Annotated in this window: 21 protein-coding genes; 10 read left to right on the top strand and 11 right to left on the bottom strand. The window is 59.9% G+C overall.

Going from position 1 to position 22,181, the window contains the following annotated elements; translation table 11 throughout:
- Position 1: 1 nt before the first annotated feature.
- The 3 genes from KF841_10105 to KF841_10095 all read left to right on the top strand — a co-directional run bounded on the left by KF841_10105 (position 2) and on the right by KF841_10095 (position 4,720).
- Positions 2–1,303: a hypothetical protein gene (locus KF841_10105; protein ID MBX3395708.1), complete on the top strand. Its 1,302-nt coding sequence runs from the start codon at positions 2–4 to the stop codon at positions 1,301–1,303.
- 201 nt (positions 1,304–1,504) lie between these two features.
- Positions 1,505–2,488: an electron transfer flavoprotein subunit alpha/FixB family protein gene (locus tag KF841_10100; protein MBX3395707.1), complete on the top strand. Its 984-nt coding sequence runs from the start codon at positions 1,505–1,507 to the stop codon at positions 2,486–2,488.
- An 81-nt stretch (positions 2,489–2,569) separates the two neighbouring features.
- Positions 2,570–4,720 (top strand): (Fe-S)-binding protein, encoded by a 2,151-nt coding sequence (locus tag KF841_10095; protein MBX3395706.1) that lies wholly within the window; start codon positions 2,570–2,572, stop codon positions 4,718–4,720.
- A gap of 72 nt (positions 4,721–4,792) precedes the next feature.
- Here KF841_10095 and KF841_10090 read toward each other — a convergent pair whose 3' ends face one another.
- The gene (locus tag KF841_10090; GenBank protein MBX3395705.1) at positions 4,793–5,314 is read right to left on the bottom strand and encodes a type 1 glutamine amidotransferase; all 522 of its coding nucleotides are present in this window, start codon (positions 5,312–5,314) and stop codon (positions 4,793–4,795) included.
- Positions 5,315–5,403: 89 nt separating this feature from the next.
- Between KF841_10090 and KF841_10085 the strand changes: the two genes are divergently transcribed.
- Entirely contained in the window at positions 5,404–5,862 is a 459-nt protein-coding gene (locus KF841_10085) for a MaoC family dehydratase (GenBank protein MBX3395704.1), read from the top strand.
- 452 nt (positions 5,863–6,314) lie between these two features.
- Here the strand turns inward: KF841_10085 and KF841_10080 are convergent, their stop codons facing one another.
- Positions 6,315–7,487 (bottom strand): hypothetical protein, encoded by a 1,173-nt coding sequence (locus KF841_10080; GenBank protein MBX3395703.1) that lies wholly within the window; start codon positions 7,485–7,487, stop codon positions 6,315–6,317.
- A complete protein-coding gene (locus KF841_10075; protein MBX3395702.1) occupies positions 7,484–9,274 on the bottom strand; it encodes a hypothetical protein in 1,791 nt (596 codons plus the stop codon). The genes KF841_10080 and KF841_10075 overlap by 4 nt, the downstream gene beginning before the upstream one ends.
- Before the next feature lie 143 nt (positions 9,275–9,417).
- On the opposite strand from KF841_10075, the gene KF841_10070 reads away from it, so the two are divergent.
- Together KF841_10070 and KF841_10065 are read left to right on the top strand one after the other, a co-directional pair.
- Positions 9,418–10,083 carry a helix-turn-helix domain-containing protein gene (locus KF841_10070; protein MBX3395701.1) on the top strand — a complete coding sequence of 222 codons (666 nt, stop codon included), beginning with the start codon at positions 9,418–9,420 and terminating at the stop codon, positions 10,081–10,083.
- Positions 10,084–10,207: 124 nt separating this feature from the next.
- Positions 10,208–11,788 (top strand): ATP-binding cassette domain-containing protein, encoded by a 1,581-nt coding sequence (locus tag KF841_10065; GenBank protein MBX3395700.1) that lies wholly within the window; start codon positions 10,208–10,210, stop codon positions 11,786–11,788.
- A gap of 44 nt (positions 11,789–11,832) precedes the next feature.
- Here KF841_10065 and KF841_10060 read toward each other — a convergent pair whose 3' ends face one another.
- From KF841_10060 to KF841_10025, 8 genes are all read right to left on the bottom strand, one after another.
- Positions 11,833–12,441, bottom strand: a complete 609-nt coding sequence (locus tag KF841_10060) for a hypothetical protein (GenBank protein MBX3395699.1) — start codon at positions 12,439–12,441, stop codon at positions 11,833–11,835.
- Positions 12,442–12,560: 119 nt separating this feature from the next.
- A complete protein-coding gene (locus tag KF841_10055; GenBank protein MBX3395698.1) occupies positions 12,561–12,755 on the bottom strand; it encodes a PspC domain-containing protein in 195 nt (64 codons plus the stop codon).
- 5 nt (positions 12,756–12,760) lie between these two features.
- The gene (locus KF841_10050; GenBank protein MBX3395697.1) at positions 12,761–13,639 is read right to left on the bottom strand and encodes a zinc ribbon domain-containing protein; all 879 of its coding nucleotides are present in this window, start codon (positions 13,637–13,639) and stop codon (positions 12,761–12,763) included.
- 99 nt (positions 13,640–13,738) lie between these two features.
- On the bottom strand, positions 13,739–14,344 hold the full coding sequence (locus tag KF841_10045) for a hypothetical protein (protein ID MBX3395696.1): 606 nt from the start codon (positions 14,342–14,344) through the stop codon (positions 13,739–13,741).
- A gap of 151 nt (positions 14,345–14,495) precedes the next feature.
- On the bottom strand, positions 14,496–15,917 hold the full coding sequence (locus tag KF841_10040) for a hypothetical protein (GenBank protein ID MBX3395695.1): 1,422 nt from the start codon (positions 15,915–15,917) through the stop codon (positions 14,496–14,498).
- A 190-nt stretch (positions 15,918–16,107) separates the two neighbouring features.
- Complete coding sequence (locus tag KF841_10035; protein MBX3395694.1) at positions 16,108–16,446, bottom strand: hypothetical protein; 339 nt, start codon at positions 16,444–16,446, stop codon at positions 16,108–16,110.
- A gap of 36 nt (positions 16,447–16,482) precedes the next feature.
- Positions 16,483–17,622, bottom strand: coding sequence for a protein kinase (locus KF841_10030; GenBank protein MBX3395693.1), 1,140 nt, complete (start codon positions 17,620–17,622; stop codon positions 16,483–16,485).
- Between the two features lie 43 nt (positions 17,623–17,665).
- Positions 17,666–18,091: a hypothetical protein gene (locus tag KF841_10025; protein ID MBX3395692.1), complete on the bottom strand. Its 426-nt coding sequence runs from the start codon at positions 18,089–18,091 to the stop codon at positions 17,666–17,668.
- 258 nt (positions 18,092–18,349) lie between these two features.
- Here KF841_10025 and efp point away from each other — a divergent pair, with 258 nt between their 5' ends.
- From efp to accC, 4 genes are all read left to right on the top strand, one after another.
- On the top strand, positions 18,350–18,913 hold the full coding sequence (efp, locus tag KF841_10020; GenBank protein ID MBX3395691.1) for an elongation factor P: 564 nt from the start codon (positions 18,350–18,352) through the stop codon (positions 18,911–18,913).
- Positions 18,914–18,943: 30 nt separating this feature from the next.
- Positions 18,944–19,792, top strand: coding sequence for a hypothetical protein (locus KF841_10015; protein ID MBX3395690.1), 849 nt, complete (start codon positions 18,944–18,946; stop codon positions 19,790–19,792).
- Positions 19,793–19,950: 158 nt separating this feature from the next.
- Positions 19,951–20,442 carry an acetyl-CoA carboxylase biotin carboxyl carrier protein gene (gene accB / locus KF841_10010; protein MBX3395689.1) on the top strand — a complete coding sequence of 164 codons (492 nt, stop codon included), beginning with the start codon at positions 19,951–19,953 and terminating at the stop codon, positions 20,440–20,442.
- Between the two features lie 112 nt (positions 20,443–20,554).
- Positions 20,555–21,901 carry an acetyl-CoA carboxylase biotin carboxylase subunit gene (gene accC / locus KF841_10005; GenBank protein MBX3395688.1) on the top strand — a complete coding sequence of 449 codons (1,347 nt, stop codon included), beginning with the start codon at positions 20,555–20,557 and terminating at the stop codon, positions 21,899–21,901.
- Positions 21,902–22,181 lie beyond the last annotated feature (280 nt).

Genomic DNA, 22,181 nt, shown 5'->3' with positions numbered 1-22,181 from the left:
CATGAATGAGGCACGCGGACTGCTTGGTGTTGTCGTCCTGTGTTTCCTCGCATGGATGTTGTCCTCGGATCGTCGACGGATACCCTGGAAGACGGTCATCGGCGGTTTGGCGCTCCAATGGCTTGTCGCGATGCTTGTGCTGAAGACCGAGTGGGGCCGGGCCTTCTTCGAGGGCATCGCGACGGGCGTCACCGCAGTCCTGAAAGGCGCCGATCAGGGGGCGCAGTTCGTTTTCGGCCCGCTCGCCGGAGATCATCCGTTTGTCGAATGGAAGGCCATCGCCGGCATCAAGATCATGTCAACGATCATCGTCGTGGCGACGCTCGCGTCACTCGGCTATCACTACGGCATTCTCCAGCGGGTCATACGAGCGCTCGCGTGGCTCATGACGCGCGTTCTGGGCGTGACGGGGCCGGAGAGTCTGTCCGGCGCTGCCAATGTATTCGTGGGGCAGACCGAGGCGCCTTTCCTGGTGCGCCCGTTCTTGCCGACATTGACCCAATCAGAGCTGATGGCCGTCATGACGGGTGGTTTCGCAACCATTTCTGCCGGCGTCATGGCCTATTATGTCAGCGTGCTGGGGATCGATCACGAAGGGAATCCGGACCCGGTCCGTGAGGTGCTGATGGCGCGGCATCTGCTAACTGCGTCTATCATGTCAGCACCTGCCGCCTTCGTCATGGCCAAGATCATGGTCCCGCCGGGAGACGAAGCCAGAAAACAGGTTGGGCCCCTTGCGCTCCCGCCGCGCGAAACCCGAAATGGTCTCGACGCCGCGACCCACGGGGCATCCGAGGGAATGAAGTTGGCGATCAACGTGATCGCAATGCTGATCGGTTTCATCGCGCTCATTGCAATACTCAACTCCGTTCTGGCTGCCGTGGGTCGAATCGAATCGGTGAGTTCATTTATCGCGAAACTCGGTTTAGCGCGGTTGGACCTCGACGGACTGCTTGGCCTGGCTTTTGCGCCGGTTGCGTGGTGCAACGGCGTCGAGTCCGGCGATTGCCGCGTGTTCGGATCGCTGTTGGGCAAGGCGATGGCCACCAATGAAATGATCGCTTACGGCTCGATGGCGCAGATCATTCGAGATCAGACCCTGTCTGAACGATCGATCATCATGGCGACCTACTCGCTCTGCGGTTTTGCCAATCTCGGATCAATCGGCATTCAGATCGGCGGAATCGGAAGCCTCGTCCCGATGCGGCGGGGCGACCTGGTACGCCTGGGCGGCCGGGCCATGCTCGGCGGGGCGATGGCCTGCTGGATGACCGGCGCCATCGCTGGAATGCTGATCGGCTGACGTGCATCGGTCGCGCCGGTTTCGATTTTTTGCACACGAGCGTCACCTCAGTCTGCCGCTGCGGCCGTTGGCGACAACCCGGCCATCGTGCTAAGCTACGGGCGAGTGCGATCGGACGCGCTTGGCCGGGCACTGCTTTCAGATTCGCCGGCCGGATTGAAAGGTCTGACTTCGAATAGTCCGCGATCCTATGAGGTTCCAATGACCAAGGACATCCTCGTCTTCGTCGAGCAACGCGGCGGCGCCGTTCTCCCCGCTGGGCTTCAAGCCGTGACGGTCGGCAATGAGTTGGCCGCAAAAACTGGCGGTCGGTGCTTGGCCGTAATCATCGGCGCCAATCTCTCGGAGCCGGCTGATGCAGTCGCAAAATCCGGCGTGGCGACGGTATTCACTGTCGACGCGGACGGATTGGCTAAATACAACGCCGGGCCGTATGCCCGGGCGCTGGCTGATGTCATCAAGCAGGCCGATCCGCAGATTGTTCTGCTTGCCGCAACCTCCATGGGCCGCGATCTCAGCCCGCGGGTCGCGGTCCGCGTCAACGGCGGCCTCGCCACCGATTGCACGGAGTTTGATCTGGATGCCAATGGCGCGCTCCGCGTCAAACGACCAATCTTCAACGGCAAGGCATTCAATCAGGTCCACTTCAATCCCGCGAGGATTCAGATCGCGACGGTTCGACCGAACACCTTCGCCTCGCCTTCTTCGACGGGGCCGGCCGAAATCATCAGTGTTGCGTTCACGGCTGACACAGCCGATTCACGCAGCATCACGCGGGAGGTGGCCCGCACCGGCGGAAACGAAAAGGATGTGACCGAAGCGTCGATCGTCGTGTCCGGCGGCCGCAGTCTAAAGAGCGCGGAGAACTTCAAGATTCTCTACGATCTGGCACACGCCCTGGACGGCGCCGTTGGCGCCAGCCGAGCGGCCTGCGATGCGGGCTATCAGCCTCACTCGAAGCAGGTGGGACTGACGGGCAAGACCGTGACGCCGAATCTGTATATCGCCTGCGGCATCAGCGGGGCGATTCAGCACCTCGCCGGCATGAGAGGCAGTCGCCGAATCGTGGCGATCAACACCGACGCCGAAGCCCCGATCTTCAAAGTCGCCGATATCGGCATCGTGGGGGATCTCTTCAAGGTCGTTCCAGCGCTGACAGCGGAAATCCAGAAGGCACGGAGCTAGTGTTGGCATCGATGGAATCGACGGGGTCGCTCGGCGCGGGCGACTGGAAGCGAATCTGACATTACCAGAAGCGAGAGTGGAATGAGCGCTCTTTTCATGTCCCTTCTCCTGCTCGGCGCGTGGGGTTACTTCGCCTTGCAGGCTTATCGTCGCTGGCGGCTCATGTGGATTGGCGTGGGTGAGAACCGCTTCGACCGGATCGGTGAGCGGCTGAAGCGAACTTACGAATACGCATTCGTGCAGAAGCGCATGCCGCGTTACAAGTGGGCGGGCTATGCCCACAAGCTGATCTTCCTCGGATTCATCGTGCTGCTGCTGCGATCGTTGATCCTGTTCGCACGAGGCTTCACCGGCGTGCTGCCCACGACGTCGCACGATCTATTCGGCTTCTGGATTTTCAATCATGGAACGGTGCTCGGCAATTTATATTCGCTTGTGAAGGATGTCTTCGCGCTGCTCGTCATCCTTGCCGGCGGCGTCTTTCTCTATTACCGCCTCGTCGCGAAGCCGAAGCGCATGACGCTCTCGTTCGAGGGCATCCTGATTATCCTGATTATTGAAACGATGATGTGGGCCGACATCCTCTATGACGGTGCCGGAAGGGCATTTTACGCTGCGGGCGACGCGATGCCGTCCTTCGCATGGTATGAGCCGGCCGGTTCGATCATGGGAATCCTGCTCGGCGGCGTCAGCGATACCACGGCGTCTGTCCTCGCCCATCTCGGCTTCTGGACACATGTGTCGCTCGTGTTTCTCTTCCTGAACCTCCTGCCGAACTCCAAGCACTTCCATGTCATCACCGCGATTCCAAACGTATTCTTCCAGAGCTTGGAGCCTCGTGGCCGTTTGCCCAATGTCGAGGACATCGAAGGGAAGATCGAGCGGGAGGAAACGCTCGGCCTGGCGCGTGTCGATCAACTCAGCTGGAAGGGCATACTCGATCTATACACCTGCACGGAATGCGGCCGATGCACCGACCAATGCCCGGCCGCAAACACTGGCAAGCTGCTAAGCCCCAAGCAGCTCACGCTCGATCTGCGAGACTATCTCTACGCAAATGAGAATAAGCTTGTCACGGCCAAATTCAGCGGCCGCGCCGCCGGCAATGGCAACGGCCACGCAGCCTTGTCGGCGGACGATGGGCAATCCGAGGAAACGAGCCATGCCCATGACACCAGCCACAGGCCCATCTCAGTCGCCGATGATCTGGCCCCAGCGTTCATCAAGCCGGAAGTGCTGTGGGCCTGCACGACCTGCGGCGCATGCGAGACGGAATGCCCCGTCTTCATCACCTACGTGGACAAGATTGTTGACATGCGGCGGCATCTCGTCATGGAAAAGAGCGAGTTTCCGCCCGAATTGCAGAATGCATTTCGTGGAATGGAGCAAAACAGCAATCCGTGGAGCTTCCCGGCGTCGGATCGCGGTGGCTGGACCAGTGGCCTTGATGTCCCGCGCATGGCGGAAAATCCCGATGCGGACGTCCTGTTCTGGGTGGGTTGTTCCGCATCGTTCGATGATCGCGCTAAGAAGATCGCCCGCGCCATGGCAAATCTCCTTAAGGCCGCTGGAGTGAATTTCGCGATTCTGGCCGAGGAGGAGCAGTGCACCGGGGACCCGGCTCGCCGTGCAGGCAATGAATTCCTCTTTCAGATGCTCGCCACGATGAACGCCGAGACACTGAATCGATACAACCCGAAGACCGTGGTGACAACCTGCCCGCACTGTTTCAACACCCTGCTGAATGAGTACCCTGATTTCGGCGCGAAGTTGAATGTCGTCCACCACTCGGTCTATCTCGAACGCCTGCTCAAAGAGGGCAGACTCACACCACGAAGACCGATCAACGCCCGAGTCGCCTATCATGACTCCTGCTACATGGGCCGTTACAACGACGTGTACGAACCGCCTCGCGAAACACTCCGGAAGATCCCGGGCCTAACTGTTCTGGAGCCGGTCCAGACGCGAGACCGCGGCATGTGTTGCGGCGCAGGCGGCGCACAGATGTTCAAAGAGGAAGAGCACGGCGCTGAACGCGTGAACGAACGCCGTACGGATCAACTACTCGAAACCAGGCCGGACATGATCGCATCAAACTGTCCGTTCTGTCAGCGGATGCTAATAGACGGACTCGGCTCGAAAAATCGCGAGGACGTGCAGCAGATGGATATCGCCGAAATACTGTGGCAATCCGTCTCGCCGGATGAAGTCGCGGCCTCCGCCGCGTCCTAGTGTCCTCTTCCGGACCGCCGGCGCGCGCAGGTTCAATCGCTCCATCCGCTCGGGACTGGGGCGCTCAGCTTCTTATTTCAGTTGAAGGAATCTCACCATGGCCGCCGCGAACTCCGGAAGGTCCGGAGGCCGTCGGCTCGAGACATGATGTCGATCGACGACGACTGGCGCATCGATCCATTCGGCGCCCGCGTTGACAAGATCATCGCGGATTCCCGGCGTGCTGGTCATTCTCACGCCACGCACGATTCCCGCGCTGATGTTGATCCAGGGGCCATGACAGATCGAAGCAACAAGTTTTCCCGCGTCGTTGAATTCCCGTACGAGTCGCAGGACGTGCTCGTCACGACGCAGCCTGTCCGGCATCCACCCGCCGGGAATCAGGACGCCATCGAATTGCGCCGATCCGACCTCGCTCACGGCCGCCGTGCTCTCGCAGGGATAGCCGTGCTTGCCGCGATACAGATGATGTGATTTCTGGCCCGCAACCACGACCTCGGCGCCCGCTTCGGAAACCCGAAGCATCGGATACCAGAGCTCGAGATCTTCGTAATCGTCGCCGACAAAAACCAGCAGCCGCTTTTTCCGGTCCATTATTCTCTCCTGTTCATGCGGGCCCTGCCACACTTGGCGCATTGGCCTTATGATGGTTGATTATCCCATCCATCCACGGAGGCCGACCGATGCCTATCGAATATCCCAAGCCCCGCGCCACGCTTGAGCTTTGTGACGAAGGCCGATTTACCAAGACCATCACCGATCGCGATGTCTTCCGTTTCGCCGATGCCTCCGGCGATTACAACCCGCTGCACATTGACGACGCATACGCCAAATGCACCGTGTTCGGCCGCAGGATTGTCCACGGCATTCTCACCGCTGGAATCATATCGACGGTGCTCGCCAGCGAAATTCCGGGGCTCGGGACCATTTTCGCGGAGTTGAACATCAAGTTCCTCAAGCCCGTCTTCATCAATGACACGATCACCGCCACGGCGATGGTCCAGGAAATCATCAATCCCAAGCGCGTTCGAATGTTCGTCGCCTGTGTCAATCAGAATGGCGTGGACGTCGCCATCGGAAACGCCATTGTCATTCCGCCCAAGGAGACGCAGGTCATCATCCCGGCCGGCCGCCAGAAATAAATGCCGGGCTCCCTGCGAACCCCGGCGAATTTCCGCAACGTCCGCTCCAGCGTGCTTCTGGGATCGCCCGACCGAGATGCGGCGCAGGTGGTGTCGTCCAATGCGTAAAAAATAGAAAACCCGCAGCAAGTGCGGGTTTCCAGCTCCCGACTCTCGGGCCGGAGAGTAGAGAAAGGAAAGGAAGTCTCTAATCGGAAGCCGGATTACTTTTAGCACATTCTTGAATTCGGTTCAACCCCCAATTTTCATTTTGTCTATTTTGTCTGAACAACCAGCATGATGGACCGCGTAATTTCCACGTTATTTTCCTCAAACCGCCTGGTCCGTATTCAAATTCTCGGTTGATTCGGCATGGAGAAATTCTCGCCGATCGGGAAAAATCGCACGACCTTCGAAATGCTTGTGGTTTGCGCGCGTTGCGAGTGTCGCGAATTCTCGGTGCGGCAGAAGATTCACATGGCGCGTTCGAGCTCGGCGATTGCCTGTTCTTCGTGAGATTTTGCACGCTGCAGCGTATCAATCTGACGGTCGCGCATTTCCTGCGGCGGCATCGAATCAGGAAAGCTGCTCTCCGATGGCACGTAGCGATAGCCCTCGCGAAGAATCCGCAGCTCCTCTTCGTAGATAATCGCCGCAGCTTCCAGATGCTTGCCCTGGGCTCCGAACTCGCGGGCAATCGATCGCAAGTACCTCGCTGCGGCGGCGCGCGCATCCATCAGACAGACATACGTCCATGCGTTCGGATGAAGGTAGCTTCGATCCGATGCTGAACGCAGACCGCGGCTCCACGCATCGAACGCCTGTGATCCGAGCGCATATCGCCCGGATTGCCGTCGCTGAAACAGATCCACCGCCTGGCGAATGGAGGCCCTTAAAACGTTTTGCCGAGCCGCTGGCGCTGTTCGCCGATTGAGCAGCACCACGGCCGTCGGCCACCCGTTCGCAACGGCGTCCGTGGACAAGGCCCCGTTGTTGTATGAACGGCAAAGCCACTGCTGATCGGCCCGATAACCCACGACAATCCCCCAATCCTCCGGTCGGATGATATTCGCGGCAAGCACGGGGACGCTCCGGTCGAGACTCTGGGCGATCTGTCCGCGCAATGCGGCCGCCTCCGACATCTGGTCGCGGCGTACGATGCGGACTTCGTATTCCCAGCCGACCGCCTCGAACAGCAGGTCCAGATTGGACTCGCCAACCAGCGGATCGGAGTTTCCCACGTCCCAGCGGTCCACACGGAATTGAAGGCGGAATGCCATTCCGCTGACACCCATCAATTCGTCATATCCGAACGGACGTCCCAGTCCTTCGGTCACGACCTCCAGACAATGAATGAAAGTGCAGTCCTTCCCATGCGCAAATCCAACGAGTGGCGACAGCCCATCGAGTCGTACCGAGCCGGGCTGCTCGCTGATTCGCGTGATCCTCGCACGCTCCGGAAGAAGTTCGACCGGCTTTGGACTCGGACTGGCGCAGGCCGCCAACCGCAGGAGCACGAATAAGGCGGGAACGATTGCAATCCGGCGCATGACGCGGCGGGGGCGCTTCGCATGCGCAGGCCCATTCGGAGGTTCGCCGGTATCGCACCGGCGGGAAAGCCTTGCTGTCGAGTGGCGATGCGTCATGCCGATCGGTCGGGGTCGCGCGTCGTTGCACGCCGTACAGTGTCCGAGACTGACAACCAGAATATGACCGGTCCAAACCGGCCAACCATGTACAACCCGATCATCATGAATCGACCGGTCGGCGTCAAATGAAGCGATAAGCCGGTCGAAAAGCCGACATTGCCGACAGCGGCTGTCGCTTCAATGCCCGATTCATACCAGGTCGATCCTGTGACAAGCACGCATGCGCCGACTGCCGCCGCGTTAATGACCACAGCCGCACAAACGAACTTGGCAATCTGCGATTGGAGCGTTCGCCGAAGAGCGATCGCTGCGGTGTCCGTACGCGCCGTGCCGCGCATCAGCCACCACAGGGTTCCGATGCCGGTCCGCACGCCACCGCCGACGCCCGCCGCGGACCCGCCGATGAACATCAGGACGAGCATCAGCGAGAACGTGAACCATGAAATCGATCCGATTGAGACCGGCACGCTCTGAATGCCGGCCGAGCGAAGCATCGACGAAACCAGCAATGAAATCGCCCATCGCTGCGATGCGGGCGCATCGCTTAACGAAACCCGATCCTCCATTGATTCCATCGCGCGTGCCGGCGCGACAGCGGCCGTCTTCGACAAAGGATGCTCGAAGTACCACAGAAGAATTGCACCGGTTGCGAGAAGAAAGGTTGCCGCGAGCGTTTCGAACTCCGGCAGTCGTCGCAGTCGGGCGCTCAGGTTCGCTTCGCCCTGAGTGGGGCCCGATGTGCCCGAATCCTTTGGGCTGTCCGCACGCGGCTGAGGCAGAATCAGATCGAGCAGGAACGGCAGGCCGAGCGAGCCGACGATTGCCAGCGTCGTCACAGTAACCAGGATGCGAAAATCGGCGAAATACGCCGCCAGTCCATCGGTTCGGGCCGCGAGTCCGGAGTTCCACAGTGCGCTGCCGGCGTAAACGATGCTCCACCAGATTCGCGACGGAACGCTCGACGCGTCGTCGAGGTGCCATGCCGACGCCATCATGACGATCGCGGCGATCTGACAGAGAACCGCCGCCCAGAGAATTGTGAGAGCGGACAGCGGCCGAGACAGAAACGGTCGGGCGATGGACAGTCCGAGAAGCGCGAAGGCCATGCCCGCGATCTGGGTCGTCGCAACGAGAACGGCTTGTCCAAACAGGGTGTAGTCCTCGGCGAAACTCTGGATGGTCGTCCCCACCAGGCAGGCGGCGCTCACGGACGCAAAGAGACTGTCAAGCACATGATTCAGGAAATTGTGCCGATAGTCCGGCACGCCGGACTGGGTCGCGATGGGCAGAGCGAGAAGAATACCATTAAACAGAACCATGCCGAACCAGTGCGGCATGATGGCCCGCAGGAGTCGCCTCGGGTGGTGCAGCGTCGTCTCGATCATCGCCAGCCGATCAACAAGCCAATCGACGAGGCTGCGCAGTGCGACATAGCCTGTCACGGTCAAGCCGATTATTTCAACGCGACCGCTCAGCGTCGCGGCTGTGACGCCCGCGATCGTCGCCAGGCCAGCAATGAAGGTGTCGCCCCGCGCGTGTTGCCCGGCTTTCCCGATCGCGATAAGCCAGCCGACCGCGGCCGACAGTTGAATTGTCAATTCGATTGCGGTCGGTAAAACGCTTGATCCGTTTGCCTTGCGGCATAGCGCGCTGGCGACGGCAATGAGCGCGAATCCGACTGCCAACCGGCGTAAAACACCGTCCGGCCGCGAAACATCGAGCGACCGCGTGGGGCGCTGGGCATGGTCGTTTACGGGCAGTTGTTCATTTGCCGCGGCGGGCATGTCGGGACATTATCGCCCCCAACTGGTCGTGACAATATCGACGGCACCGACGTGCCGCACGGACCGGCTGGGTGTTGTGATTCGATCCGTTCGCTTGGGTGCAGACGGCAGGACGTCGGTGTACTGCGCGATACAATGGCGGCATGCCACGACCGACGGATCCATCCCGCGTTCACTCGTACGGAGATTCGGTGGGGCGCCGAATTCGTGCGATTCGCCGGGAGCGCGGGTTGACGCAAGTGCAACTGGCCGTTGAGGCAAATGTCAATCAGGGCTACCTCTCATCCATCGAACGGGATCGTCGGCAGCCCCGACGGTCGACGATCAAAGCGCTCGCGGTCGCGTTGGGGGTTCCCGAGGGCATCATCCTCGGCGGTGGCGACGGTCACGATGCGCCGCAGGCCCTTGTCACGTGTGAGTTACCGCTCTTCGGCGCGATTCCCAACGGCCCTCCGGCCGATTCGCAGGAACAACTCGAAATGTTTCCTGTGCTGCGGCACTTGTGGCATCCCAGCAGATACTGTTTGCGCTGCGAATTTGATTCCATGGAGCCGACGCTGAAGCGCGGTGACATCATTCTTGTGGACTACCGGCCGGGTGTGGACGCGGAATTCGTGCAGGGCCGCATCTGCGCCTGCCTGGTTGATGGACGACCGACATTGAAGCGCGTGAGCGTCGAACAACGGGGGGGCGATCGGCTGGTCATTCTTCGAGGCGATAATCCGCACACGTCGCCGATGATCATCGATTCAACTCGCGAATTTTCAATTCAAGGCATCGCCGTATGTCTTGTTAGCCGCGAACTTTAGAAATCGTGGTACGCATGTCCAGGCGGATTCTGCCGATTGAAATATTGCTAAAAATTGACTTTTAGCAATATTCGGGCTATTCTGCAAATGTTTGGTATATGTTTGGATGGTATGGAGGCGAGTGATGGCGGAATTCCCGGGTCGTGACAAATGTAAATCGCGAGTGAGTCTCTCGAGCGGTGACGGGCCGGCTTCGGTTCGTTGCGAGTCTGCCGAACAGGCGGAGGTGCGAGTCGAGGTTCATGTCATTCGTGAACCTGCCGTGACGCCGATGACGGAGCGAAAGCGGGAAATCTGCTGGAACTACGGCATCCCAACGCGTGAAGCGCCGTTTGCAGTGGCCGACCGCCTGACATTGACGCTTCGTCCCGGCTCAATCCTGCTGTTGACCGGTCCCTCGGGCAGCGGAAAAAGCTCCCTGCTCCGGGCGATCGCGGAGAAGGCCGGGCCCGTCGTGTGGGTCAACGGCAGTCGGCCGCGATCGGGCCGTTCGATCGTCGATCATGTCGCACCGCGCCGACCGCTTGCCACCGCGCTCGAAATTCTGACGGCCTGCGGCCTGGGCGAGCCTCGGCTCTGGGGGCGCGCGTTCAGCGACTTGTCCGACGGAGAGCGTTTCCGCGCGAGCCTCGCAGGTGCCATAGGAAAGGCACTCAGCGCGACGCCGCCGGCGGTCGTCTGCTGTGACGAATTCACCGCCATTCTGCATCGTCGACTGGCGGGCGCCGTGGCATACAATCTGCGAAAGCTGATCACCCGGCACCGGTTGATTCTGATCGTCGCCGGGACCCACGACGACATTTTACGCGACCTTCAGGCCGATCAGGTTGTTCGCCTCGCTGCGGCCGATCGGCCGGCGGTCGTTGTGCGGCGTCCCGTGCGATCTCGCGCGGTCTGGCTTCGACGCAGAGTGGTCATAGAGCCCGGCGGCGTCCGGGACTATCAGGCTTTCGCGCCGATGCACTACCGCCATCGCGACGGTTTGGGCTTCGTGGACAAGGTGTTTCTGCTGCGCGAGCAATCCACGCGAGATCCGCTCGGCATCCTCGTCTTTGCCCATGCTCCGATGGAGCTGTCGTTGCGGAATGCCTCGACCGGCGGCCGTTTCGCACGAAATCTTCCGCGCATCAACCGCGAACTTCGCATTCTGCGGCGGCTGGTGATGCATCCCGATGTCCGGGGTTGCGGCCTGGGGCACTGGTTTGTGCGAAAAACGCTGCCGAGAGTGGGGGTGCGGTTCATTGAGTGTCTCGCGGCAATGGGGATGGTAAATCCGGTCTTCGAGCGGGCGGGCATGATGCGTGTGGGGGAGTGCCCGCTGCCGAAGGGGCGGCTTTCACTGCTCGAACGCCTCCGAATGTGGAAGCTGGATCCTTTCTCGCCGGATTTTGAGCGACGCGTCGCACGCACTCCGCGCGTTCAGAGGCTGATCCGGGAAACGGTGCGCTCGTGGGCGGGCGCGATGCACGGCCCGATGCGCGACAAGATCGCCGGTTGGGGTGCCGCGCAATTGACACAATCGTTTCGCCATCTGATCGGCAGGCCACCGGTTTATTATCTGTGGGATCGGGAGGGTGAGTATCCGCTACAGCATCCGGATAATTCGCGTGCGGCAGCACCATCCGCGCGATCTCGAAAGCGGCTTGATGATACCGACTGCCGGACGACTCGTGAAAAAGACCGGCATCGGCCGGAGCGGGATTGATCGGTCGTTAACAGCGGGTTGCAGCGCATGCATTCTTCAAACGGCTACTTCGATTCTTTCTGGCCGCTGTCCTTCACTGCGTTGAGCTCGGCGCGAAGTGCATCGAGTTCGTCGACATCCTTGGCATGGGCCGATTCCGCCTCCGCTTCGATCATGGCGTCAATCTCGGCATCCGTGATGACTTCGGCAGGCGTGTCAGCCGTGTCGCTCATCGCGGCGGATTCAATGGTTTCGAGGAACATCGTCGTTCGCTCTTCCATGGTCTGCGATTGGGCCATGGCTTTTTCCCAGTCCATCTGTGTCTTGACGAGATCGGTTTCGCCGAACATCCGGCTGATCTCGCGCGCCATCGTGCCCATTGCCTGCGCAAAATCAGTTGATGCCTCGGCCTGCCGCTTGATGATCAGGGCGCTCTTCACGGCCAGGAGCTGGCGCTCGAGCATCTTCTTGACCGTGGCGGTTTTCTTGAGCGAATTGCGAATGAAGTTGTATTGGTTTGCGTCGCCGATGTCCTTCGCGCGGCGGGCGTTTCGAATGAAATCGCTGGTGAACTTGTTCTGCTCGGAAATGGCCTTTTCGATGCGCCGGATGCCCTGGCGAATTTTGATATCGCGCTCGATGCGGCGCTCCTCGGATGATTTGAACAAGCTCATCGTTTTCAGCCTTTCTGAGTGCCGGAGTGGATCAAGGTCGCCGGAATCGCATTTTTCAGGGTCATACGATTGTACGCTCCGGCGAAGGAATCGACACCGGGCTCAATGCGATGCGATCGCTATTCCTCCGGGATCACCAGCCAGCAGATCACATAGACCAATATACCCGGAAACGCCGCAGAACAGATCGAAAGTATGACATAACCCACTCTGGCGAGCGTCGGACCGATGCCGAAATACTCCGCGAGGCCGCCCACGACGCCCCCGATCATTCTGTTATGGCGCGATCGCCGAAGCTGTCTGCCCAAACCCATGTTGATTACTCCTCGGCGAGTGCTCGCCGGTCGGGCCGCCCGTGTGATTCGTCACTGTCCGATTCGGCCTCCGCTTCGGCCTGTGGTTCAGCGGAGACTTGCTCTGGCGCATGGCCTTCGGTTTCGGATTGGCGTTCAGGTTCGGGTTTATTTTTCTCGATTCCGGTTTCATCCTCCGGGAGAGATTCCTTTCCGGAATCATCCGAATTCGGTGACTCCGGATTGGCCGATTCGGATTCCGGCGAATCAGCTTCTCGTGTATTGGCGTTATCGCTCGATTCGGCAGTAACCGGCGGCATCTGCATCGCGCGAACCGGCCGTTCAAAGGATTGCTCCATGATGTTTGTCGCCGGCTGTTCGATTTTCGGCGGACTGGCGTCGCGCTCCAATCGGACACGTGAAGTCATTTCCTCGGGAACGGGCGGCACAATTCCGGGGAATTCACGAATTCGAGGTTCGAGGCCGTTGGCGACGAGCTTGTGTCCGCAACGGCCACAGTAGCGGGACGTGAGATTCGAGATGGGTGTCGAACAACGGGGACAGATGGTAGGCAAGTTGCGGTCAAACGACCGGTCATCCAGCAGGAAGGAGTGCAGCTCATAGGCCAAGCGAGTGCTTTCCGGTGTGTTGGCGATGACCACGCGGACCCGCGTGCCGCTTCGCTTTCGGCGCGTTTCCACATCAATTCGCGGTTCCAGAGGCGAGTCGAACATGGCCGCCCAGAATCGGCGGACGTTTGAGGCGCCGTGGGTGGGGGAGGGGGTTTCGATGCGTATGCTGTCCAGATACCACGGCTTGCTGATTCGATACGAACGCCGCGCGGCAAACTGGACGAGCGATGAATCCACGTCTTCCTTCGGGCGTTGTACGAAGATCTCAAGCATTCAGACTCTCAATCGGCGAGGACCGAATGGGGTGACATTCCCTGACGCCGAATTCCGCTGAACCGTCATTGTCCGGGCGAGCAACGAGCGGTCGCGCGACTAGCCGCCCTCCGATGCCTTGTGGCGTTCTCGCACGCGGCGGTCGGCCTCTTCGAATGCCTGATCCTTGTCCTTGACCAGCCCCGTGTCCATCTGGTCCCAGATATCCAGCACCTGCTGCGTGCCGGGCGTCAACATGCTCTCGCCCTCTTCAAGGCCGGTTCTGAGCATATCATCGAGCCGCTCCTGATACATCTCGGCGGTGACGTTGTCGTTCTCGATCATTTTTTCCAGAGCGATCAGGTCTTTTTCGCTGATCAGGCCGAGCTTGCTGCCGCGGGCCTTGGCGCGTTCGGCGTTTTCACGAAGCATTCTCATGCGCGTGACGGTGACCGCTTCCTTGCTGCGGATATTCAACTGTCGCGAGGCCATAAGCTGTTCAGTGGTTTTCAGGTCGAATTCCTGCGCCAGAACGCGTCGCACTTCCGGCGATTTCTCGCCGCGACCGCGTTCAAAAACCTCCTGCTTCTGGATGGCCAGATCGGAGATGCGCTTGATGAGCTGGTCGCGTTCGCGCTGCAGCAGCAGTTCCTGCCGGCGCAGCTCACTGCGCGTCATCTGCGAGAGCGATTTGGAGGATTTTGTCAGCCAATCGAATAAACCCATTCGTCACCAATCAAGATCGAGCTGATCCGGTAGAACGCAGCAGCCGCCTGAAATGCCGTCCGCTGAATAAGACCACATCGTTCCGCAAATCTATTTTCCTGAGCCTGTCGTCCCGCCTGCATTCATCGCGCAGACTTTCCGATCGCCCCGTTTATCCTTCCGCTGCGGGATCGCCGGCGGATTTCTCCTTCGACGGCGCGGACTTCTGCGGCCGGCTGGCGGCAGATTTCTCCGGCGAGACTTTGGCCGCGTCCTCGGCCTCCCCAAGAAGCTCGTTCAGAATGTCCGCTTCATCGTCCGACATCGCCGTATCAGCCATGCTCACTTCAAGGCTGCTCACCAGTGCATCGCTGGCGCCGAGCTGTTCGAGAATTTCTTCGGCATTGACGGCCGCTTCGGTCAATTCGTCCGTGGACGGCAGTGATGCGAGACTGCCGGTCTGTGCCAGTTCGAGGTTATGGATGTGTGTGCTGATGACGTTGATCTGCTTGCTGAGAATTGACGCACTCGTGTTGTAGCGGCTGATGTCTTTTCGCAATCGAGCGACCTGGGCAGCCACTCGGCGCTTGGTCACGGTCGAATTTGCGGCCTTTCCTTCCTCCATCAGCCTGGCTTCGCGTTTTTCCAGTGCGCCGATGTCTTCGTACATTCTGTCAAGGCGGGTCGAGAGCGACGCCCGTTTCTCAGACAGCACGTTGATCTTTTTGAGTTCTTCTCCTTCTTTTGAGAAGAGACCGCGTATCCATTCCGCAAGAGACATCGAACGGTCCTCCTCGGCCGATGTTTTGGTCGCGCCGCGATACATCACGGCCTCTCCGCCGCGCTTGGAGACCCGCAACTCCGGATCGGTGCGGGCGATGGCCTCAAATGCATTGTTGACGAGCGGGACTGGCAAATCCAGTTCCCGCGCGAGTTGGGTCGCAGAGAGGCTGCCGGTCAGAAGATCGATTCGACGGGCCTCGATCTCCTGCCGGATTCGATTGAGCTTCTGCGAGTTTTCCTCGGGGTCGAACAGCTTGACCAGGCGCGCATCGATCCGGGAATCGGCGGGGACGACTCGCCAGCCGCCGTCCGGTCGCGGTGCGACGAGGATCAATTTCACATTCGGCAATTGCGGCGGATGATTCCATACATCATCCTCAAAGCCGCTCGGGCTGCATACGCCGACCAGGTGAACGGCCTTGCCGTCGGTGATCAGTCGGCTGATATGGTCGAGCAACTGCGATTTCGTGATCGGCGGGGGGGGCGAGCCGGATTGCCCTTCATCCAGCAGCGGCCCGGGTGGCGCCATAACGGTCGCCACGGTCACGCTCTTGATGCGACGGCCGAAGATCCAGCGGCGCTCATAGCCGCGTACGGTGACGGTTCTCCCGTGCGGCAGTTCATTGAACTTCTCGCGATCGTAGATTCGCCGATCGACCATCGCGGCCCGGACGCGCTCGCCGTTGTCGGTCTCCTCACGCCGAAACCACTGACCCGCAATGAAACGGCTGCCGGTGGTCTTCAGGTTGGCGGAGACCCCGCCGAGATAGCTCGACTCAACTTCCCTGGCGATTTGTGCGGCGTTCTTCATGTTGCAAGTATCAGCCAAATGTCCAGAAAGCTACTCTACCGCGCCCGGCTTGTCCTTCCTACCTATCCGCCTGTCCCTTGGATAGTGTTGTCAAATGCGTTGGAAATATCGAGGCCGAAATCGTGGAAAACGAACATTCGGACCTGCGTCGGCACGGGCGGGGGTCGTCCTCGGGCGAAGTTCGATTGATTCACCGTGAGTCGGCCCCGTTCCGCGGTGTGCCGCAGAGTCGGCAGAAACGGGCGTGAGCCGAATTTGACGCCCGGCACATGGGGTCGTTGCACGTCCACTCCGCGCCCGATTCAACCGCGGATCCGCTGGCGAACGGAGAGACGTATTTGTCGAGAAAAAAATCTGGCTTTGCGTCTTTGAAGGCATCTGATTGATTGCAGCGTGCGACGGCCCGGCCGATGACAACGAATGCCATCAAGACGAACATTGCGAAGAGCATAAAACCCAGCGTAGCAAGCGTGCCATGCCCGGTGCCGATGAAGACCATCGTACGCTCCCCTTTCCTGATGCGCATCATGCCGGCCTCGACCCTGGGGAGCCGGGCCGGTGGCGCTCAAATTCCCGCATCGTCAGGCAAAGGCGTGCCGCAGAACACGCAGTACTTGTCGTCCGGGCCGGGATACGACGCGCAGTGGGAACACCGGCGAGGTTGGGCGACGACCTGGGTGCCGCACATGATGCAGAAGTTGTCTCCCGCGTCGAGCTTCGTGCCACACGCGGGACAGCTCACAGTGCCGATGCCCCGCCCGGTCAGGACCGGAGGCGCGGCGCTGCCGCTTGGGTGATAAACCGTCGCACTGCCGGGCAGCTCGTTCGAAGGTGTCGCGCCCGGGGAAACAGGCGACAGGTGCCCGCGGGCAATCGGCGGAACGCTGCTCGACAGGATTTCGCTCAATGCCTGTGAGGCGGTCTCGAACCGGCGCTCCCGACGCGTGTACATTCGGGAGTAAATCCGGTCGACCCACGTGGGCAGCCCGGCGCGAAGCTCGGAGGGCATGTCGCTGCCGCTTGGTCGTTCGCCGGTGATCATTTCGAACAGGACGATGCCAACGGCATACAGATCGCTGCGGCCATCGATTGCCTGGCCGTCTCGCTGCTCCGGAGACATGTAGGCGAGCGTGCCGGAAATACTCCGGCCATCCTCCGCGAGCATACTGCCCGATTGCATGATGCTCTGCGTGGTAATCTCGCCGATATGTCCGAGGCCGAAATCGGTGACTTTGACATCGGCTGTCGTCAATTGTTCGGCGTCCTTGGCATCGCCGCCAACAATGAGAATGTTCGCGGGCTTGATATCCCGGTGTACGACGCCGGCGGAATGGGCATGATCGAGAGCGGCGAGCAGAGCGCAGACGACGTTCTGGGCGGCCCGGATCGGCATGCCGCGGGGATGGGCGTTGATCAATTCCCTCAGTGAGCAGCCTTCGACGAACTCCATAATGAGGTATGGAGTTTCGGCATAGGGATCGAGACCGATCGCTCGCACGATATTCGCGTGGCGCAGGCCATGGATGACCGTGCCCTCTTTCTGAAGATTTCGCACGTACTGGGAATCAGTCGGTACTTTGACCGCAACGACGTTGTCTTTCCAGATATGATGGCGCGCTTTCCAGACTTGGCCAAAGCTGCCGGCTCCGACCATGCGATCAAGGATGTACTCGCTGATTCGATCTCCGGCCTTCGGTCCGTTCATGGCGATTCCTTCGCTCGTGAATGGAGTGATACGATCAAGGCGATTACGAGTCGATTCGTCTCGCCAACGACTCGCAGATTACATAATTGTAGGCCCCGGCTGCGATGAAACCAAGCAAAACAACGCACCAGGTGAAGCCGCCCGCGATGCTCCAGTCCGCCAGCCAGAGCGCTGCGAAGATGTCTACGATCCAATAGGCTGCGATGATCGCGACGCTCGCAAAATGTGCGAAACGCGCGCTGGTGAGCGACGACTGATACTCGAGAAACTGCCGCATGAAGAAGAAACTTGTCCATGGCAGCACGGCGACGACGACAAGCCATGCGAGGACCAGCTTGACGATGCGTCCGAATGCTTCGACCTGATCCCAGTTGCGATAGCACCAGAATCCGCCCGCGAGCACCGCGACGGTGATGATCGCTCCGGCGACCTTGGCTCCGACAAATTTTCCGATCTCAGAGAGCCACACAATCGATTCCTTTCATCCCGAAAGTCACCTTGTCGGTGTTCGACAGTTTGTTCATTCCGGTAAAAGTATAATCGACGGCGTTGCGTCGTGGGTTCCAAACGGGCGCGGCCTTTGGAATCGGCAGCGCTTGACGATTCCAGCGGTTTCCGGGACACTTTAAGGTCTGTTCATACAGTACGTTAGACGAAGATTTGACTCGACTCAGGTCGGCAGGTCCGGCTGTTTGCAGGTCGTTGGAAAGCAGAGGATTCATCTCGGATGAGCAAGATTAAGGCAATCGATATTCGAAAAGGGCTGACGCTGGTCCACGAGAACGATCTCTGGATTGTTCATGAGTCTGACCGGGTCGCCAAAGGCAACTGGCGCAGCTACATGAACGTCAAGCTGAAGAACTTCCGAACCGGAAAAATCATCGACAACCGCTTCAACATGGATGACCAGTTTGAAGTGCCGTTTGTCGAGGACCGGCCGTTCGAGTTTCTTTATCGCGACGGCGATTCATACATCCTGATGAATACGGACACGTACGATCAGATTCCCGTGTCGCGCGACCTCATGCCGGATGCGGACCATTTCCTAAAGGGCAACGAGACCGTCATGTGCAAGTTGCTCAACGGCGAAATCGTCGGCGTCGATCTGCCCAATACCGTCGAGTTGGAGGTGACAGACGCGCCGCCGGTCGTCAAAGGGGCTACCGCGACGAACCAGACGAAGGAAATCGTCGTCGAGACGGGTTACAAGCTTCGGGCCCCGCCGTTCATCACGATTGGCGAAAAGATCAGAATCGATACGCGCACCGGCGAATACATGTCGCGCGTCTGACGCCGGCGCCGTCCTCGCGGGCAGATCGTTATGCGACCCTACTCGCCGTGGTGGCTGCTCTTTCTGCTAATTGCCGGCATCGTCGATCCCCTTTACGGACTGGCTTGCAAGGTGTCCCTGGTATTCTGGCGCGCCGCTGTGCCGCCGAGGTGTGATTCGCTTCGCCGTCGGCGACGCGGCCTCGTGCTCGTGCTCGGCGGCATCGAGGGACCGAGTCCGTACAATCGGAGCATGGCACTCGGTATTCTTGCTTCACGTTTTCGCGGCGCAGTTATTCGACTGGACTGGAACGATGGGATTCCGTTCTGGCGGTCGATTGTCAATCTCATGTGGCCGCCGCATCAGGAACGGCAGGTTGCTCGAATCGTTGAATTCCTTTCGTCTTACCGTCGCGCGCATCCCGATTCGCCGGTGCATATCATTTCGCAGTCCGGCGGCACTTGGATCACCCTTCGCGTTCTGGAATCGCTGCCGTCCGACGTTCGCATTCGGTCGGCCTTGTTGATCGCGCCGTCGGTCTCGCCGGGCTATGACATTCGTGCCGCGGCGAATCGTTGCGAGGATTCACTGATCTCCGTGGGCAGCGCTGGCGATTTCTTTTTTCTTGGCCTCGGGACGCTGCTCTTCGGCACGTCTGATCGCAAGTTCACGCCGTCCGCCGGTCTGGTGGGCTGGCACCATCAACATCCGCGGTTCATTGATGCCCGCTGGCATCCGGAATGGCTCCGCTTCGGATACATGGGCAATCACACGACAAGCACCTCGGCCCGATTCATTCGGCGCGTCCTGGCGCCGCAATTACTCAGAAGCGCGGTTCTTGCGCGTACGGGACTCGATGGGGCGGGCGCCGCCTTGACCGTCTCCGTGACACAGGGCTAGAATCGCCCCAGTCCTCGAAAGCGAGGCGGCGAATGGGCGACGACAGTGTTCGTCGCACTGTCGGCGGCAAGGCACTCGCCGCAATGGGTTTGGTGCCATGAGCAGCAGTCCGTGTGAGTCCGATGCGGGCCGGCCTCGGCGATCCGAAAGCGATTTGAATGGACATAGACGAAATCAAGACGCTCACGCAGTTGATGGTTGACAACGACCTTGCTGAAATCATCATCAGAGACGGCGATAAGCGAATCATGCTTCGTCGGCGGGGGGCGGGCATCGAGCAACTACCGGCGATGCAGCCGATTCAGCCCTATTCGATGCCGGCCATGATGCAAACTCCAACCGCGACGGTCCCGGCGCCGGCACCGGCTCCGGCTCCGACGGCCGGGGGGGCGGCAGCCGCCGATTCGAGCCTGCTAAGGATTGCATCGCCGATGGTCGGTACGTTTTATGCCTCCGCCAATCCTGAATCACCGCCTTTTGTAAGAATCGGTGACCGGGTCAATCCGGAATCGGTCGTGTGCATCATCGAGGCGATGAAGGTCTTCAATGAAATTAAGGCAGAGGTCGCCGGCGTGATCGAATCCATCGAGGTGCAAAACGGCTCGCCTGTTGAATTCAACCAGGTTCTGATGCGGGTGCGCCCGGCATAGTTGGTCCCGGCACGAAGCGGTCGGCGGGTCAAGACACGCGGGCCCGGCCCGGGTGCCGCAAACCGCCGATTCGATGCCGATTCATCACTCGATCGCCAGCATGAACAATCGCATGTTTTCACGAATCCTGATAGCCAATCGCGGTGAGATCGCGCTGCGGATCATCCGCGCCTGCAAGGAGATGGGCATTGAGACGGTCGCCGTCCATTCGATGGCCGACAAGGACGCGTCGTATCTTCGACTTGCCGACAAGACCGTCTGCATTGGCGAAAACGCCTCTTCACTGAGCTATCTTCGGGCCGACCGCCTCATTGCAGCGGCGGAGATCATGGACGTCGACGCGATCCATCCCGGCTACGGCTTTCTTGCGGAGAACGCGAGCTTTGCCGAGCAATGCCGGGCCGCAAAAATTGAGTTCATCGGCCCCAGCGCGGAGTCAATCCGGCTTCTGGGGGACAAGGCCGCCGCAAAGAAACTGGCCAGGAAAGCTCGTGTGCCGACGGTGCCTGGCAGCGACGGCGAGGTGGAGGATGTTGAGGAAGCCGTCAAAGTCAGCCGCGAGATCGGTTATCCGGTCATCATCAAGGCCGTGGCGGGTGGCGGCGGCAAGGGCATGCGCGTCGTCCACAACGAGGCGGCGCTCCGGACGCAGATCAAGAATGCGAAGACCGAAGCGCTCGCAGCCTTCAAGGACGATCGCGTCTACGTTGAAAAGCTCATTCTCGAGCCGCGGCATATTGAGATCCAGGTTCTTGCGGACCAGCACGGGAACTACTTCCACTTATGGGAGCGAGACTGCTCGCTCCAGCGCCGTCATCAGAAACTGGTGGAGGAGTCGCCGTCCGCTCTCCTGAGCGAGAAGACCCGCGACGCTGTCTGCAAGTCGGCGCTGAGGCTGGTTCAGGCCGCGAATTATTTTTCGGCCGGCACGGTCGAGTTCGTCATGGACAAGGACGAGAACTTCTATTTCCTTGAGGTCAATACGCGAATACAGGTCGAGCATCCCGTCACTGAGCTGGTGACCGGCATCGACCTGATTCAGTCGATGATTCTCGTCGCCGCCGGGCAGAAGCTCGCGCTGCGTCAGAAAGATATTCAGCAAAACGGATCGGCCATCGAAGTCCGAATCAATGCGGAGGACCCCGAACACAATTTCCGTCCCTGTCCGGGGAGGATTGAAACGTTCATCGCGCCGGGCGGCCCGGGCGTGCGGTTTGATTCGCATGTGCACGCAGGTGCGACGATTCCGCCATATTACGACTCAATGATCGCCAAGCTGATTGTCCATCGCCCGACGCGGGATGAAGCCATCGCCTGCATGCGGCGGTGTCTGGACGAGTTCGAGATCGGGCCGATCAAAACCACGATTCCACTTCACCGTCAGATCTTCGCGCATTCAGATTTCTCCACAGGCAAAGTCGATACCGGCTTCATCGAGCGCACCTTCACGAAGAAGTGATGCCGGGTCGTTCTTTCATCGCCAGGTGCGCTTGGCGAAAAAACGCCGTCCGGATGGTCAACCCTCCCGGCAATTCGACGGATTGCCCAGCCAATGCGCAAACGCACGCTCGGCGGATGCAGCGCGCTGACATTCAAAAAAAGCGGCGATTCTTGCGCCGGTCCGATATGATTCAGTGAGCACCGGCGGAAACGGGGTACCCCGCCGATCGTGGGAGGATCGGCAATGTCGTTTCGCGTGCCGGATAAAATCGTTTGCGGCAAAGAGGCAACGCAACGAC

Source organism: Phycisphaerae bacterium (assembly GCA_019636475.1).
GTDB lineage: Bacteria > Planctomycetota > Phycisphaerae > UBA1845 > UTPLA1 > JADJRI01.
The sequence above is the reverse complement of the archived record's forward strand: the minus strand, read 5'-3'. Positions and strand labels throughout refer to the sequence as shown.